This is a genomic window from Pararhizobium sp. LjRoot238, from assembly GCF_964252955.1.
In the GTDB taxonomy this organism is placed as follows: Bacteria; Pseudomonadota; Alphaproteobacteria; order Rhizobiales; family Rhizobiaceae; genus Pararhizobium.
The window spans coordinates 235,773-250,755 of record NZ_CAXUPP020000004.1; the positions used below are offsets into that span (position 1 = coordinate 235,773).

The window sequence follows — 14,983 nt, forward strand, 5'->3', positions numbered from 1 at the left end:
TTCGCCTGCTGACGGCTTTAACGACACCTCCCCCGCTGCGATCTTCGAAGCCAGCGCATTGGGAGACTACGGGAGACTGATCACGAACGACGAAAGCATGAAGACCGTCAGACGTTCGAGCAAAATCGTTGGCACCTCAATCACGGCACGAGAGCCCGTCGGCTCCCCCACGACCAGCGCTGCAAAGGTTGCCGCCGCGTCTGTCGTCAGTGCCAGGCGACCGTTGCGCAGCCGCTTGCGCCAGGTCATAGATCTGCCGGCGCGTCAACCCGTAACGACGGGCGACAACATCGGAAACTCCGCCCTCGTTAGATAACTCAGATCAAATAACGAGTGTGGCTCATGCGTTTGAAAGGCCGGCTCGGCCGCCCTCCTCGCCTGCCACCAGCTCGAGCAGATGTTGCGCCGATCCTAGGCAGAGCGTCCAGCCAAGCGTGCCGTGACCGAGATTGAGATAGAGCCCTTTCACCTTCCCGGGTCGAATAATGGGCCGCGACGATGGCGTGCAGGGTCTGGCCCCTGACCATGCGCCCAAATGACTGCCCTGATGCTCGAAGGTGCCGCCGAAGGCCTCAATGGAGGCGGATTGAAACAGATCGAAGCGGTCCCTTGAAAAGCGGAAGCGCTTCGCACCTATATCCGCAAGGCCTGCGATCCGCACCTCGTCTCCAAGTCGGGCAAAGACAATCTTGCGCTTGAGATCCGTGATTGAAACCTGCATCGCAGCCGGCCGCGCCGCGGCTGTCATCGAATATCCCTGCACCGGCCAGATGGCGCCGAACGGGCGGTCCGCCAAAGACAGTAAATCGGTCGAGGACCCAGTCGTGATGACCACCAGATCACAATCAAGTGGCTCGCGCGCAGCGAAGGACAACCCGGCAACCTGCCCCTTCTGACTGCGGATGCTTCGAACCTCCTGGCCGAACACCGTTTGCAAACCATAGTGCTGAACAAGTCCATTGACCAATGCCACGCAGAACCGGTCGGGCCGGCCTGCTGCATCGTCGGGACTGTACATAACACGATCGATGGGATCGGGATAAAGTGCGAGGGCGGGCTCTATCTCCGTTGCCTGAGCTCGATCCAGCAGCTCCTGCCGGATCCCCATCGATCGCTTCAGTCGATGAGCATTCGCACCGCTCTCAAAGGCTTTCGCGGTCGGGTAGAGGATCATCTTGCCCGAGACCTGGTAGTCGAACGACAGATCGAACTCGGCCAAGACGTCTTCCAGCAGCCGCCGCGTCGCGGACGCCAAATCCAGCAAATGGCGCGTATTAGCCAGCGAGCGGCCCGGCAGGCTTTCTGCCAGGAAACGAAGACCCCAGATCAGGAATTCGGGGTCCGTCTGCAACCGGATGCGATAGGCCGGATCACGACCCATCAGGATCTCCGGCAGATGCCGCAGCAGCGACGGCGAACCGAGGGCGTCGCCATAGGCATAGCTCAGCTGGGCTCCGTTCGCACGGCTCGTGCCTTCGGCAGGCCCATGGTTCCGGTCGACAAGGGTGACTGCGTAACCCGCCCGGCATAGCAGATAGGCGGAGGCCACACCGACGACACCGGCACCGACGACAACAACCGGCTTCATCTCAGTGACCTTCTGTGACAACAGCGGACAATTCGATCTCCACGGGCACCCCGCGCGGCAGCGAGGAGACCCCGAGGGCAACCCGCGCATGCATCCAGCGATCGGGAAAGAGATCGCGGAGCAATTCCGAGGCTCCATCGACCACCAGGCCATGGCGGGTGAAATCCGGCGTGGCAGAAACATAGCCCGCGAGCCGTACAAAGCTCGTGACGCGATCCAATCCACCGGCAATTTTTTCCAGTTGTGCAAGCGCATTCAGCAAGGCCCAGCGCGCGCTATCGCGTGCTTGATCGATCGAAACCCCGCCCCCCACATGGCCAGTGCAAACGACCTGACCATCACGAAGCGGCACCTGGCCTGACACGGTGACGATCGTACCCGACTGGACCGCCCCGACAAAAGCACCGGGCGGCAAGGATGCCTCCGGCAGGGCCAATCCGAGTTCATCGAGACGCGCCTTAATGAGAGCATTACGGTTGCGCGACAGCGGCGATCCATTCGCTCCCCGCTCCGCGCATTTCGCCACAAAGCCTTTCAGGATCTGACGGTCGAGCTCAGTCAGCCTATATTCAGGATGCCATTGCACGCCCAGACAGAAGGTATCGCCCAAGGCCTCAAAGGCTTCGGTGACCCCATCGGGAGCGCAGGCAAGCACGTTGAACTTCCCGGCGCCCGTGAGCGCATGACGGTGCAGGCTGTTGACCTCAGCCGTCGTTCCGCCCTGCCACTCAGCAAGCACGCTCCCCGGTGTGATCGCGATCTCGTGCGCAAGGCGATCCGGCACCGCATAAGGCAGATGTGCCGTCGTCTCGCTTGCCAGACCAGGGAGGTCCTTTGCAAACGAGCCGCCGAGATGTTCGCCGATCAACTGCATTCCATGGCAGATTCCAAGCAGGGGCTTTCCCTCTGCCAATGCCTGATGCACAAGCGCTCGCTCGAAGGCGCCACGCTGTTTTGCGACCTCGGCACCCGGCTGGGCTCCGGTGACCAGGACGCCATCGCAGAGTGCCAAGGCTGCGGCTATATGGTCCAGATGATATGGCAGGATCAACGCAAGCCCACCTGCCTCCTTGATCGCTTCGGCATAGTTGGTACGCACCACATATTGGTGCTCGGTTTCTGCTGTGTCTTCTGTGCAGAGATCGGGCGTGATCAGAATCACCGGGGGGCGTGCATGACCGGCGTCGGCAGTGGTATGGACGCGGCTTTCACCGCCGCCTTTCGGTTGCGTATCCATTGATGTGGCTTTCTTCTGAAGTTTTAGCGGGCGGCTGGCGCGGCAAGCCGCCGGGAGAGGACGGAAAATGGCCAACCGATCATGAAGTAGCAAAGGCCGACCGCGATATAGATCTGCAGCGGCAGGAAATATTCGGTCGCCATGGCCCGTCCCGTCAGAACCAGTTCGTTCACTGTGATCAACGAGGCAAGGGAGGAATCCTTGAGCAGCGAGACGAAGGTCACGATCATCGGCGAGAGGATGACGCGCACGACCTGCGGCAGGATGATGAAGGTGAAACACTGTGCCGGTGTAAACCCGGCTGCAAGTGCCGCCTCCCGCTGCCCTTTCGGGATCGCCTTCAGTCCGGCCCGGAACAGCTCGGACACCTGGGCGGCAAAACAGAGTGAGAGCCCAAGTACCGCCGCCGTAAAGGCATTGAAGGTGATGCCTACGCCCGGCAAGCCGAAATAGAGCAGGAACAGGATGGCAAGCAGCGGCACGCCGCGCACGGTCGTGACGTAGAGCGCTGCAAAACCGCGCAGCACGGCCGAGCCGGACATCTGGGACAGGAGTAAAGCAAGGCCGAGAACCACCGAAAGGAAGAAACCGGCGACCGAAAGCAGTGCGGTGTTCAACATCGCCTCGGCCAGAAGCGGCCACCATTCACCGCCATACTCGAAATAGGGTTGTAGAAAACCGGTCATCCCTTGAGCTTTCCATAGTGAGCTTCCAGAACACGCACGCACTGCATCAAAGGCAGGCTCAGCAACAGGTAGAGACCTGCAGCCGTCGCGTAGATCAGCGTTGTCTGGAACGATGAGGTGACCATGGAGCGGGCAAAGAACATGATCTCGGGGGCCGCGATGGCTGAGACGACCGAGGTATCCTTGACGAGCTGCACAGCATAGTTGCCAAGCCCAGGAAGCGCGATGCGCATCGCCTGCGGCGTGAGGATGGAGACGATCGTCTGCCTCGGCGTCAGGCCAACGGCAAAGCCGGCTTCCACCTGGCCTTTCGGCAGCGACCGAAAGCCGGCGCGGAAAATGTCGCAGGTTACGGCAGCGCCGATCAGCCCGAGGCCGAGGATTGCCGCCCCGATCGAGGACAGTCTGAGACCGAGGCTGGCGAGGCCAAAATACAGTATGAACAGGTGCGTCAGCGCCGGGATGTTCCGCAAAAGCTCGACATAGGCGTCAATGGCGAAATGCACCGCCTTTGTCCGGGTGAATTCCCGGACAAGCGAAAGTCCAAACCCGAGGGCGAGGCCGATTGCAAGCGACGACAGGGCCACAAGCACGGTGACGCCAAGGCCCGCAACTAGGCCTTCAAGAACAAGGCGGAAGGTCTCAAAATCAGGCACAGGTGATCCTCAATGCCTGATCTGTTTCAGGAAGCTGCGGGTTCGCTCCTCGCGCGGCGTATTGATGACCGCACTGGCTGGCCCGTCTTCCACGATCACGCCGCCATCCAGGAACATCACGCGATCGGCGACATCTCGGGCAAACGCGATCTCATGCGTGACAATGAGCATCGTTCGCCCCTCGTCCGCCAGCTCCTCGATGACGTTCAGCACCTCGCGAACAAGTTCCGGATCGAGCGCCGATGTCGGCTCGTCAAACAGTATGAGCTTCGGTTTCTGGGCGAGCGCGCGGGCAATGGCGACACGCTGCTGCTGCCCACCGGACAGTTCTAGCGGCGACGCATCGGCACGATGCGTCATGTGAACCTTGGCCAGCATGTCCAGCGCCAGTTCGCGTGCTTCCTTGGCGGCAAGACCACGCACCTTGCGCACCGCGATGGCCACATTCTCGGTGACGGTCAGATGTGGCCAGAGATTGAAGAGCTGAAAGACCATGCCCATCTCGGCGCGTTGCGGCGCCAACTGCCGGTCGTTCATCAAACGCCCATTGCGCATGCCGATCCGCTCGCCATCAAGCAGGATTTCCCCCGCCGTCGGTGTCTCCAGAAAATTCATGCAGCGCAGACAGGTCGACTTGCCCGATCCTGAAGGCCCGATCAGGGCGATCTTCTCACCGGCCTTAACCGAGAAATCGATGCCCTTCAGCACCTCGACCGGCCCATAGCTCTTGCGCAGGCCCGCGACACTCAAAAGCGCGTCCATCACCATTCCTCGTCTGTTGGCTTTCGTCTGGCAGGATGGAGAGGACTGCCGAACCGGCAGCCCTCACGGTGTCCATGGATCAACCGCCCGCGGCGCAGGAAGGCAGCTTGTAGTCGGTCGGGCGATCGACGCCGGCGCGGAAGTTTTCACCGGCTGGCTGGTACCAGACATCGGCGGAAAGGCCGTAACGCTGGCCGATCTCCTTCATCTCACAGGTCTTCCACATCTCTGCGATGATCGCGTCCATCTTCTGGCGCAGGTCATCGTTCTTCTTGTTGAGGCCGTAGACAACCTGGCCAAGACCGGTCAGCAGCGGAAAGTCCGGATTGGTGTCGGTGAAGGCGAGGAACTGCATGTTCCAGTCGGGGTTTTGCTTGATTGCATAAGAGACCACTGGCGGATCACCGATGACGGCATCGATACGACCGGCGATCAGGTCTCGGACGGCAGCATCGGAGGTATCATAAAGCGACAGCTCAAGATCCTTGATCGCCTTCAGCTCAGGCACGAAGGAAAAGCCGGTGATCGTGCCGACTTTCTTGCCCTCGAGATCCGAAAGCTTGTCCCAATTCGTCTTGGTCGACTGCATGATGCCGTTCTTGAAATAATGGATCGGCTCGGACAAGGTCATGATCTTGGTGCGCTTCTCGGTCCAGCCCATCGTGCCGAGCATGACATCGACGCGGCCGGCCTCGACGGAAGCGATCGTGCCCGACCATTCCATCAGCGCGGGCTCGATCTTGAGACCGAGCTTCTCGGCAATCCGCTGCATGATCTCGCCGTCATAACCGATCATCTTGCCGTCCTGCCAACCGGAGCCCGGCATATCGCCGGTAAAGGCAACGGTCAGCTTGGCTTCCTGGGCAAGCTCGAAGGCGCTGGCTGGCGAAAATGCGGACAGGCCCGTGATCGCTGCCAGGAGGGCGTGCATCACCAGCCTTCTCGAAAGAGAAAGTTTCATCGTTCAAATCCCTGTTTTTGGTTCCCCGATCCGGAGGTTCGCCACCGGATTGTCTTGTTCGACAGGGCAAACTCTGGCAGCAAAATCACTGGCTGAATTTTGAAAATCAGACATAATCTTTGAAAACTCGACGCTGGCTTTTATGCGGCTGCCGATGGGAGAGGCTGATGGTTCCAGAGTCAGGCGTGTCGAATGAAGGCGGCGAGGACTATGTCCATTGGCTGGATGGGCTGTGGAAGGAACGGTTGCTGACGGCGCGTGATCGCAAGCCGGATCTCACCATCGGCATTCTTCTCTGGCCGACCTTTCCGATGATGTCGCTGACCGGCATCGTCGAGCCGTTGCGCCACGCAGCCGATTTCGCCGACAATTCGCGCCCGCTCTATTGTCGCTGGTCTATCATGGGCGAGCCCGGCCACGGCGCCGTGGCAAGCTGCGGCATTCGTGTGCAGGCGGACGCTGCCTATATCAATCCAACCGACTTCGACTATATCGTGGTGATCGGCGGGCTTCTGCCCCATCTGCGCGCGGCCCCCGCCAGACATCGAGCCTATCTGCGGGTCGCGGCCTCGGCCGGCGTGCCGATCATTGGTGTCTGCACCGGGGTCTTCGTCCTTGCGCAAGAAGGGCTTCTGGCCGGCCACAAGGCCTCGGTTCATCCATTCCATGGCGAAGACTTCCGCATGGCCTTTCCCCGGCTCGCCTTTTCCACGCGCGACGATTTTTTGATCGACAAGGCACGCATCACGGTACCAGGCGGCATCTCGGTTCTCTCCCTGATGACAGACCTGATCCGGACCCATTGCGGACCGGACCGGGCGGCCAAGGTGGTGCACCAGCTTTCGTTGACCGAACAGAAAGCCATGAGCACCTTCGACCAGGAAAGGGCGACGATCTTTCGCAATTTCACCGACACACGCATCCAGCGTGCCGTGGTCCTGATCGAGAGCAGAAAAGGCCGCGGCGTCTCACCGGAACAGGCCGCCCAAGCGGTCGGATTGTCACCCCGCCAGTTCGCACGCCTCTTTCAACAACACACTAACATGACGCCGAAGCGCTTCATTCTGGAAACACGATTGCGATATGCCCGCTTCCTGGTGGAAAACAGCATGATGCCGATGACCTCCATCGCCTTCGAGACCGGCTTTTCCGATTCAGCGCATTTCGCCACAGCATTTCGGGCACGTTATGGAGTCGCGCCGAGCAAGTTACGCTGAAATGAACTTCCCTTGCGCAGTCATTTTTGATGAGGCGGAAGGTCAATACCCGAAGTCAGCCATTCTCACAATCGATCGGAATCATTGACTTCTGCGGCTATGCAAAGGTGATCAAAGTCACAGCGCCGAGCCCCGGATTGCGTTCGGTGGCCAATTCTGAAGTACCCAAGCTACTTGACATCAACGTGGCCCAACAGAAGACGAATCGAACCGGCGATCCTTGGATTTTTGGAAAGTAACGCTTACAAACGGATTCGAACTGAAGGCCCCGTAATAGACCAACGTCAATCGCTGCTCCAATACGGTCGGACATTTCCCGCTAGATCGCCTTGGGATTCGAACCAACGGCCCCGTCGTTACCCGTTACCTGAAATCCCGCGTCTTCACCCGGATCGCGTCGAGATGCAGATAGGTGTAGGCGCTTGCAATTGTCCGGGGTCGCGCTCGCAAACGGAGCAGATTTTTGCTCAGATTATCTGACAATGAAATTCTGGCTGCGCTCACCTTAATTGCCAATGTGCTCGCCATCGACGCAGCGTGCTTGCAATCATAAAATCCTGCTCACGCAATGTGCCAATGGTGGGGGGCATTGGGCTGGTTCAGCACCCCGAACCACGATTGACCGCAATGTTAGCCCCTGCGGATCAACTTGCCACAGTTCGTTCCAGCGAATGGTTTTGAGCGTTCGCGGAAACGACCCTTTACCATCACCTGGGGAAGTATCGCGACGATCAGGAAGCCGTGGCGTGTACCGGAGCGGACCATGGCTGAGCGGGGTAAGCGTCCGCCTAGCGAGGCCCTCGTCGATCTTCGGCGGCGCTTGTCTTTGCTGTCGGCCCGTGACCCAACTCGTGGAGACGGCCGTGTTGCATGGATCGGACCGTAGGCGAGATTTCCCTTACCCAGGGCACTTTTCATGCGCGTTCGAACTCGGGACGTCCGAGTTCGGTCATCCGGTTGAGAACGCGGCCGCCGATATTTCCTTCGGTTTTTTTGGTTTTCGAAGTTTCTCGCTCTCAGTTTCGGCCCGATCACGGCCTTCCACCTTCCCATCTGTGTCCCCACGCGGCTGCGCTGATTGTAGCCGGTGGATTTTTGCCAGGCCAACCGACCACAGGTCTCTATCTCGACGATACGGCGGTCTCGAGCCGATGGCTCCGGCGCCGATTGGGGGCTGGCAACGGCGTTCTTCGGGGGCGGGATAATGATGTCTGTTTCCACACCAAAGCGTGTTGCAAGCAGATTACGGGTTGCGCGCCATCATAGGCGCCATCAGCAATTAACCAGGCGACAGGGCCATCAATCTGGTTCAGTAGGTCAGGCAAAGTCGTCGAATCACCGGCGTCATCCGTGGTCAGATCGGCGCAGACAATCTTACCATTGGCAATGGTCGAGGCCAAGCTGCGCCTGATCGCGGACCTTCAGCCGGGGGAGGTCGTCGTTGCGGAGAAGATCGATCGCATCAGTCGTCTACCGTTGCCTGAGGCCGAGAAGGCTCAGACAGTGCCTGCGAGCCGGGCTCTTACGATTGAGGAACTGGCACTTTCGGTTTTGCGGCTCTGCGTCCGGATTGCAGTATACCGACGCCGATCAAGATCGCTGCCATTGCAACGATGTCGATGAACTGTATCTGTTCTCCAACCCAGAGTGCACCGATCAGAAGCGCCACGATTGGTGGGAGGTAGGTCGCGCTCGATGCAACGATTGCTCCCAACTCCTGGGTGATGAAGTAATAGATGATAAATGCGATGCCGGTACTACACAGCCCAAGGCCAAATACAACACCAACGAGAGCCCAGTTATCGGTTAGGATGGCTGCCATTCCGGTGTAGTCGGTCGTCCCCAGCAGTGTCAGCAGGGCCAGCGCGAGCTGGTATGCAGCGAGAGCGGCCGGTGGGATTCCCAGGGGCGATATGAACTTGCGGACATAAACGAACCCCGCGCCAACGCACAGTGATCCTCCCAAAAGGTAGAGTGCGCCGAGGAAATTGACCTGGCTCACCCCGGCGTTCCAAGGTTGGGCAATCAGCAGGATACCAATAAAGCCCAGGGCCGTGCCCCCGATGGTTTTGGCGTTAAGAGGTTCCTCCCGTAGGAAGAGCCAAGCGGCCAGGAAGGTAAAAAGCGGGATCGATCCGCTGAGCATTCCGGCGATGCTGGATGGAAGCAGCGCCGTACCTTTCGCATAGCCAATATAGTAAAGCGTCGACGCGAAGACGGACATGATGAGGAAGTGATGGGCGTGGCGCAGATGCCTCTTGCTCATCGCCCCTGTGGCCAGCGCGAACAGGAGCACTGGAACGAAGCCAAACAGCACGCGCAGCAGAACGATCTGCGTCGGCGCAATGAGGACGGCAGCCCACTTCATGAAGATAAAGCTACTGCCCCAGATCAGGCCTAGCGCCGCGAAGGCGACGTAGGCCAAGGTCTTCGAGTTTGTCGTCATAGGATGTGTCACACTGATCGCATGAGGCCGCCATCGACGCGGATGCTTTGGCCCGTAATGTAGCTTGCACCCTCGGAAGCGAGGAACACGATGGTCGCGGCAACTTCATCACTCGTGCCGTAGCGCTTCATCGGAACGCTGTCGCGGCGCTCCTCGGTCGCCGGCAGGCTGTCGATCCAACCCGGAAGAACGTTGTTCATCCGGACGTTTTCGGCCGCATAGGTATCCGCAAATATTTTCGTGAAGGATGCCAACCCTGCCCGGAACACAGCGGAAGTCGGGAACATCGGGCTTGGTTCGAAGACCCAGGCCGTGGAGATGTTGATGATCGTGCCCGATTTCTGCTTCTGCATGTGGGGTGTCACCATGCGCGTCGGGCGGATCACGTTCATCAAGTAGACGTCCATGCCGCGCTGCCAGTCTTCATCGGTGACCTCAAGGATCGGGGCGCGAGGTCCATGACCGGCGCTGTTCACGAGGACATCGATACGTCCCCAAGCGGACATTGTGAGATCGACGAGCTTGCGAAGGTCATCGTTTGACTGGTTGGAACCGGTGACGCCGACGCCGCCCAGTTCCTTCGCGAACTCCTCGCCCTTGCCGGAGGACGAAAGGATCGCGACCTTGAAGCCGTCGGCAGCAAGGCGCTTCGCCGCAGCCGCGCCCATACCGCTTCCACCCGCTGTTACGATAGCTACCTTTTCTACAGTCATCGCCTTCTCCTGTGATTTAGATTTCCGCATCAGATCGCGGTCTACAGTTCCATGCGAAGCGTGATATCATTCGAGAACCATCAATACGAACCAGTTCCATTCTCGTTATACAGTAGAAAATCTATCGAATGGCAGAAAGCTTCCGACGTCTTCCCTCTCTCAACGGTCTTCGCGTGTTCGAGGTGGTCACCCGCCACTTGAACTTTCGCGTGGCGGCTGAGGAACTTGGCGTGACTCAAGGCGCTGTGGCGCAACAGATAAGAGGGCTTGAGGCTGAGCTGGGGCTGAAGCTCTTCGAGAGGCTTCCGAGAACGCTTGCTTTGACCGAGGCCGGACGTAGCTACGTGGCAAACGTCCGACGTGCCTTTGAGCTTATTTCCGAAGCAACCGACGCACTGAAGCCGGAACCGCTTCACCTAACGATAAGTGTGACCCCCAGCTTTGCCTCGAAATGGCTAATACCTCGATTGCCGGATTTCACGTCCGCCCATCCGGACATCGATCTGCGCATCCTGGACTTGCTTCGGAAAAGTGGAGAGGCGATTTCAGATCATGCGGCCAGTCTCTCGAAGTGTGCGGGGCTTAAATAATCAAGCGCCGAGTGCCTGCGAACGGGATTGTAGAAGCCGTCGATGTAACGGGCAATGGCAATTTCGGCGTGGTCTCGCGTTTGATAGATGGTCCTCCAGATCAGTTCTGATTTCAACGTTTTGAAGAACGTTTCGACCATCGCGTTGTCGTAGCAATTTCCCTTTCCTGACATCGAGATCAGAATGCCTTTGCTGCGCAGCAGCGCCTGATAGTCAATCGAACAATATTGACTGCCGCGATCGGAATGATGGATCAGGCCAGGCTTTGGACGACGCATGACAATGGCTTTTCGAAGAGCATTGACTGCCAGTTGGCGATGTAGCCGATCGCCGACATGCCAGCCGACGACGCGGCGAGAGAACAGGTCGATGACAACGGCAAGATAGAGCCAACCCTCGCGGGTCCATACGTAGGAAATATCAACACCCCATTTCTGGTTTGGCCCGGTCGCAGCGAAGTCCTGATCGATGATGTTCGGCGCGACCGGAAACGCATGCTGGCTATCCGTGGTGCGCTTGAACCGCCGCTTTTGCCGGGCATGGAGGCCATTTTCTCGCATCAGCCGGGCAGTTCGTCGTCGACCGATGGCAAAGCCGCAGTCTTGCAATTCTCGCGTCATGCGTGGACTGCCATAGGTCTCGTGAGAAAGCGCATAGGCCGAGCGCACATGCGCCAGCATCACCATATCCTCGTGCTGCCGACGACTGGCGGGTCGATCCTTCCAGGCAAAATAGCCGCTCTGGCTGACGCCCAGAACCTTGCAAAGACGGTATGCGGGGAATTCCGTTTTCGCCTGGTCGATGAAGCGGAACTTCATCGACTTCCCTCCTTGGCGAAAAAAGTTGCGGCACGCTTCAATATCTCGCGTTCCTGCCGCAGGATTTCGTTCTCCCGGCGTAACCGTTTCAACTCGGCCACCATGTCCTCGGTGGCAGCCGCCCCTGTCGGCGCATCCATCGCCTGATCACGGCTACGGCCGATCCAGCGCACCAGCGTCGATAGGCCGACGCCCAAATCCTGGGCGATCTCGCGCTGCGTCCGGCCGCTCGTCTGCGCTAGGCGCACTGCCTCCTTCTCAAATTCTTTCGTAAAATTCTTCTGCTTCGGCATTCCGGTTTCCTTTCAACTCAAGAAAACCTCTCCACTTTTCCGAAGCAAGTCCATCCTCGCGAGCGACCGGATATCGAACTTCCAGACTGATGCAGTCGACCTTGCGGTTCGTTATGGCTGTCCGCCATTCGGACCGGGGCTGAACGCCGACCTTTTGTTCGATCAGATCATTGTGGCCGTTGGCAGTCCGTTACTGGTGGAGAAGCTCGGCGCACCGAGCGATGACGACAACATCGCTCGGTATCCGCTCCTGCACGATGCCCATAACTTCTGGCCGCAGTACCTGGAGTCGGCGCTTTTGAGGAGGACGACGATGGCGGCTGTCAAGAACATCAGATTCAATCAGACCTCGCTGGCAATCGAGGCTGCAGTAGCCGGTCAGGGGCTAGCTTTGGCCAGTACCTTCTTTGTTGAGGATGACATAGCCTCGGGACGTCTCCTCCGGGTGTTGCCAACGGAACTTCGCGTAGGCTCGGATTTCTACGTAGTATCACCACGTAAGCCCCGGCATCCACATTCCGTTGCGGCAGTTCGAAGCTGGCTTGCCAGCGCCGCCATGCGATGAACTGCAGCTAAGCCACACACGCTGGCAACGGCCGCTTAGTTACTACAGTTGCGTTCGATGTCTCATTTTGTAATGAGCGCCCATTGCGATGGCTTGATGCTTCCGTCGCCAGAGCGACCACGCGAGAATGAATGGGACTCTGATCGGCGGCCACAACAGGAGGCGTGTGATCAGATAACGGATCTCTGCGACGCTGGGCAGAAGCGCAAATTTGTTGGTCAGGCGGCGATTGGCGGGTTTGGACTCGTTTCGTTCGGTTTGCCACCGGCGCTGCGGCGCAAGTCGGCTCCCAACTTGGCGAGGAAGGCTGCAGCCGCCATGACGAGTGTCATGTGTCGGTGCCAGGCATGCCAGGAACGCGCCTCGCAATGATCGAGGCCGAGATCATCCTTTGTGCGCTGGAAGCACTCCTCCACCGTCCAGCGTAGCCCGGCAGCACCCGCCAGCTCGCAAAGCTCGGTACCGACAGGCGCAAAGGTCCTCCTCACGGGCCTCAATCCGACCTGATGCCGACCCGGCGTCGCAACTGCCTCGCACCGGCCCATGCCGGCCCCCATGGCGTGCGCGCGATCACCCCTTGCAACTCCGCTCTGACGAAAACCAGCGCCCCTGATCCCGTCCGTGACCTCCAAGGCAATACAGCCATACGGCAAGTGCTTGCAAACGCTACAAAATATGCCGGTTTATGGACGGAGGCTAGTTAAAAAGCCCGGAGCTTCTGCTCCGTGCGGGTCATCAGCCGCTCAAGTTCCGCCATATCGACCGCGGAGAGTTTCGGTCCCGGCGCGCGGGTGGCGGCGAACGCGATCGCACCGCGCTTCATGAGGATCATCTTGCGTAGCCCAGGGCCGAAGCCGAGTTGCTGCTCGTGGCGCAGGATCGGCAGATAGGCATCGAACATATCCTCCGCTTCCTCCGCCTTGCCTGCCCGAAACAGATTGATTGTTACGACCAGCGCCTCCGGATAGGCAAAGCCGGTCATAGCGCCATCCGCCCCGCGGGCGAGTTCCTGCGGCAGATAGAGCCCACCATTGCCACACAGGATCGACACGCGCGGAAAACCTTGCTCCTCGGCGGCACGCACGGCGGAAATCTTGGCAAGGCCGGGGCAATCCTCATGCTTGAGCATGACGATCTGCGGCAGGTCGCGGGTGAGTTCCAGAATGGTGCGCGGCGAAACCGGCACGCCCGTCGTCTGCGGGAAGTCCTGAAACACCATCGGCACGCCGGCGCCGAGGGCGGCGCAGACCTGATGAAAGTAGGACATGACGCGATCCTCGCGCGCCGGCCCTCGCGACGGCGCAACCATCACTCCTGCCGCTCCCTTGTCCATGGCGGCACGGCCAAGCGCGGCCAGATTGCCGAGCCCGGCATCGGAGACACCGACCACGACCGGCAGATCGCCGGCGCGGCGCATGAAGCGGTCGAGCACGGAGAGTCGCTCCTCCGGCGTCAGCTTGTCGGCTTCGCCCATCATCCCAAGAATGGTCATGCCGGTGACGCCGGTCTCCCGGTAAAACTCGACCAACCGATCAATACTGTCGAAATCCACGGCTCCGTCATCCGTAAATGGCGTAGCGGCGATGATGTAGACGCCGGATGTGTTGCGGTCGATCAGGTGAGGCATCGTTTCCTCCAGTTTCTAGCAGCGGGTTTTCGGACGGGCAAAGGGGGCGATCGTCACACCTTCCGCCACCAGTGCCTCGCGCAGCGCGGCCGCCATGCCCACTGCGCCCGGCGTGTCGCCATGCATGCAGAGCGTCGCCGCCTCAACCGGTAGCTTGCCGCCGCCAGTCGTGGGGATGCGGCCGTCGCGCACCATGGAGAGCACCTGATCGACGCTCTGCCGTGGATCGTGGATCACCGCGCCGACCTCGGACCGCGGCGTCAGCCGGCCCTCGTCGGTATAAGTGCGGTCCCCATATATCTCGCAGGCGATCCTCAGCCCGGCCTTTTCGGCCGCCTTCATGGTTTCGGAATAAGGCAAGGTCACGAAGACGAGCGAAGGATCAACGACCGCGACGGAGCGGACGCAGACGTCAGCAAGGACCGCATCCTCGGCCGCCATGTTGCCGAGCGAGCCGTGCGTTTTTACATGGGTGATCGGCCAGCCGAGGGCCTCCGCCATGCCGCGGATCGCCGCGATCTGATAAATCAGTTGGGCCTCGAGGTCTTCCGGCCGCTCGCCGGAAATGCGCCGGCGCCCGAATCCGTAGAGATCCATGAAGGAGGGATGCGCGCCGATTGCCACGCCGCGCTCCTTCGCCATCAGGATCGTCTTGCGCATCACCACCGGATCACCGGCATGAAAGCCGCAGGCGATGTTGGCCGTGGTGATCAGTTCAAGCATAGCCTTGTCGTCGCCCATCGTGTAGGCACCGAAGCTTTCGCCCATGTCGCAGTTGAGATCAATCGAGGCCATACCCTCTGTCTCCTGGATAGCGCGTCCTG

Annotated in this window: 15 protein-coding genes and 2 pseudogenes; 3 read left to right on the plus strand and 14 right to left on the minus strand. The window is 59.7% G+C overall.

The genetic code is table 11. The annotated features are described in order from the left end of the window. Window positions 1-66: 66 nt before the first annotated feature. From ACSQ3F_RS27420 to ACSQ3F_RS27450, 7 genes are all read right to left on the minus strand, one after another. Window positions 67-249, minus strand: coding sequence for a hypothetical protein (locus ACSQ3F_RS27420; RefSeq protein ID WP_436103326.1), 183 nt, complete (start codon window positions 247-249; stop codon window positions 67-69). A 91-nt stretch (window positions 250-340) separates the two neighbouring features. Beyond that, window positions 341-1,678 carry an FAD-dependent oxidoreductase gene (locus ACSQ3F_RS27425; RefSeq protein WP_436103327.1) on the minus strand — a complete coding sequence of 446 codons (1,338 nt, stop codon included), beginning with the start codon at window positions 1,676-1,678 and terminating at the stop codon, window positions 341-343. Beyond that, window positions 1,590-2,825, minus strand: a complete 1,236-nt coding sequence (locus tag ACSQ3F_RS27430; RefSeq protein ID WP_436103369.1) for an Atu1372/SO_1960 family protein — start codon at window positions 2,823-2,825, stop codon at window positions 1,590-1,592. The genes ACSQ3F_RS27425 and ACSQ3F_RS27430 overlap by 89 nt, the downstream gene beginning before the upstream one ends. Before the next feature lie 23 nt (window positions 2,826-2,848). Then, the gene (locus ACSQ3F_RS27435) at window positions 2,849-3,511 is read right to left on the minus strand and encodes an amino acid ABC transporter permease (protein WP_436103328.1); all 663 of its coding nucleotides are present in this window, start codon (window positions 3,509-3,511) and stop codon (window positions 2,849-2,851) included. After that, window positions 3,508-4,167, minus strand: coding sequence for an amino acid ABC transporter permease (locus ACSQ3F_RS27440; RefSeq protein ID WP_436103329.1), 660 nt, complete (start codon window positions 4,165-4,167; stop codon window positions 3,508-3,510). Before ACSQ3F_RS27440 ends, ACSQ3F_RS27435 begins: the two co-directional genes overlap by 4 nt. A 9-nt stretch (window positions 4,168-4,176) precedes the next feature. Beyond that, window positions 4,177-4,929 carry an amino acid ABC transporter ATP-binding protein gene (locus tag ACSQ3F_RS27445; protein ID WP_436103330.1) on the minus strand — a complete coding sequence of 251 codons (753 nt, stop codon included), beginning with the start codon at window positions 4,927-4,929 and terminating at the stop codon, window positions 4,177-4,179. Window positions 4,930-5,008: 79 nt separating this feature from the next. Beyond that, window positions 5,009-5,890 carry an ABC transporter substrate-binding protein gene (locus tag ACSQ3F_RS27450; protein WP_436103331.1) on the minus strand — a complete coding sequence of 294 codons (882 nt, stop codon included), beginning with the start codon at window positions 5,888-5,890 and terminating at the stop codon, window positions 5,009-5,011. A 167-nt stretch (window positions 5,891-6,057) separates the two neighbouring features. Between ACSQ3F_RS27450 and ACSQ3F_RS27455 the strand changes: the two genes are divergently transcribed. Continuing rightward, complete coding sequence (locus tag ACSQ3F_RS27455; RefSeq protein WP_436103332.1) at window positions 6,058-7,107, plus strand: GlxA family transcriptional regulator; 1,050 nt, start codon at window positions 6,058-6,060, stop codon at window positions 7,105-7,107. Window positions 7,108-8,228: 1,121 nt separating this feature from the next. Here ACSQ3F_RS27455 and ACSQ3F_RS27460 read toward each other — a convergent pair. The 3 genes from ACSQ3F_RS27460 to ACSQ3F_RS27470 all read right to left on the minus strand — a co-directional run bounded on the left by ACSQ3F_RS27460 (window position 8,229) and on the right by ACSQ3F_RS27470 (window position 10,266). Next, on the minus strand, window positions 8,229-8,507 hold the full coding sequence (locus ACSQ3F_RS27460; protein ID WP_436103333.1) for a transposase: 279 nt from the start codon (window positions 8,505-8,507) through the stop codon (window positions 8,229-8,231). Window positions 8,508-8,629: 122 nt separating this feature from the next. Next, on the minus strand, window positions 8,630-9,553 hold the full coding sequence (locus ACSQ3F_RS27465) for a DMT family transporter (protein WP_436103334.1): 924 nt from the start codon (window positions 9,551-9,553) through the stop codon (window positions 8,630-8,632). 8 nt (window positions 9,554-9,561) lie between these two features. Then, window positions 9,562-10,266, minus strand: a complete 705-nt coding sequence (locus tag ACSQ3F_RS27470) for an SDR family oxidoreductase (RefSeq protein WP_436103335.1) — start codon at window positions 10,264-10,266, stop codon at window positions 9,562-9,564. A gap of 128 nt (window positions 10,267-10,394) precedes the next feature. Between ACSQ3F_RS27470 and ACSQ3F_RS27475 the strand changes: the two are divergent. Then, window positions 10,395-10,781, plus strand: a pseudogene (locus tag ACSQ3F_RS27475) (LysR family transcriptional regulator); the annotation flags it as partial. A 35-nt stretch (window positions 10,782-10,816) separates the two neighbouring features. On the opposite strand, the gene ACSQ3F_RS27480 reads toward ACSQ3F_RS27475, so the two are convergent. Next, window positions 10,817-11,967, minus strand: a protein-coding gene (locus ACSQ3F_RS27480) for an IS3 family transposase (protein ID WP_436102719.1) whose coding sequence is annotated in 2 segments (ribosomal slippage) — window positions 10,817-11,700 and window positions 11,700-11,967 — 1,152 coding nt in all. Because the reading frame shifts where the segments join, the coding sequence is not laid out codon by codon here. A gap of 70 nt (window positions 11,968-12,037) precedes the next feature. On the opposite strand from ACSQ3F_RS27480, the gene ACSQ3F_RS27485 reads away from it, so the two are divergent. Then, window positions 12,038-12,532: a LysR substrate-binding domain-containing protein gene (locus tag ACSQ3F_RS27485; RefSeq protein WP_436103370.1), complete on the plus strand. Its 495-nt coding sequence runs from the start codon at window positions 12,038-12,040 to the stop codon at window positions 12,530-12,532. Between the two features lie 218 nt (window positions 12,533-12,750). Here ACSQ3F_RS27485 and ACSQ3F_RS27490 read toward each other — a convergent pair. The 3 genes and pseudogenes from ACSQ3F_RS27490 to ACSQ3F_RS27500 all read right to left on the minus strand — a co-directional run. Continuing rightward, window positions 12,751-13,008, minus strand: a pseudogene (locus ACSQ3F_RS27490) (transposase); the annotation flags it as partial. 224 nt (window positions 13,009-13,232) lie between these two features. Beyond that, entirely contained in the window at window positions 13,233-14,159 is a 927-nt protein-coding gene (locus ACSQ3F_RS27495; protein WP_436103336.1) for a dihydrodipicolinate synthase family protein, read from the minus strand. Between the two features lie 15 nt (window positions 14,160-14,174). Continuing rightward, window positions 14,175-14,954, minus strand: a complete 780-nt coding sequence (locus tag ACSQ3F_RS27500; RefSeq protein ID WP_436103337.1) for a LamB/YcsF family protein — start codon at window positions 14,952-14,954, stop codon at window positions 14,175-14,177. Window positions 14,955-14,983: the final 29 nt, after the last annotated feature.

Bases quoted from the DNA above. Each gene is read 5' to 3' on its own strand.
- ACSQ3F_RS27420 (WP_436103326.1), bottom strand. From the start codon at position 249: ATGACCTGGCGCAAGCGGCTGCGCAACGGTCGCCTGGCACTGACGACA.
- ACSQ3F_RS27425 (WP_436103327.1), bottom strand. From the start codon at position 1,678: ATGCGCGGGTTGCCCTCGGGGTCTCCTCGCTGCCGCGCGGGGTGCCCG.
- ACSQ3F_RS27430 (WP_436103369.1), bottom strand. From the start codon at position 2,825: ATGGATACGCAACCGAAAGGCGGCGGTGAAAGCCGCGTCCATACCACT.
- ACSQ3F_RS27435 (WP_436103328.1), bottom strand. From the start codon at position 3,511: ATGACCGGTTTTCTACAACCCTATTTCGAGTATGGCGGTGAATGGTGG.
- ACSQ3F_RS27445 (WP_436103330.1), bottom strand. From the start codon at position 4,929: ATGGACGCGCTTTTGAGTGTCGCGGGCCTGCGCAAGAGCTATGGGCCG.
- ACSQ3F_RS27450 (WP_436103331.1), bottom strand. From the start codon at position 5,890: ATGAAACTTTCTCTTTCGAGAAGGCTGGTGATGCACGCCCTCCTGGCA.
- ACSQ3F_RS27455 (WP_436103332.1), top strand. From the start codon at position 6,058: ATGGTTCCAGAGTCAGGCGTGTCGAATGAAGGCGGCGAGGACTATGTC.
- ACSQ3F_RS27465 (WP_436103334.1), bottom strand. From the start codon at position 9,553: ATGACGACAAACTCGAAGACCTTGGCCTACGTCGCCTTCGCGGCGCTA.
- ACSQ3F_RS27470 (WP_436103335.1), bottom strand. From the start codon at position 10,266: ATGACTGTAGAAAAGGTAGCTATCGTAACAGCGGGTGGAAGCGGTATG.
- ACSQ3F_RS27495 (WP_436103336.1), bottom strand. From the start codon at position 14,159: ATGCCTCACCTGATCGACCGCAACACATCCGGCGTCTACATCATCGCC.
- ACSQ3F_RS27500 (WP_436103337.1), bottom strand. From the start codon at position 14,954: ATGGCCTCGATTGATCTCAACTGCGACATGGGCGAAAGCTTCGGTGCC.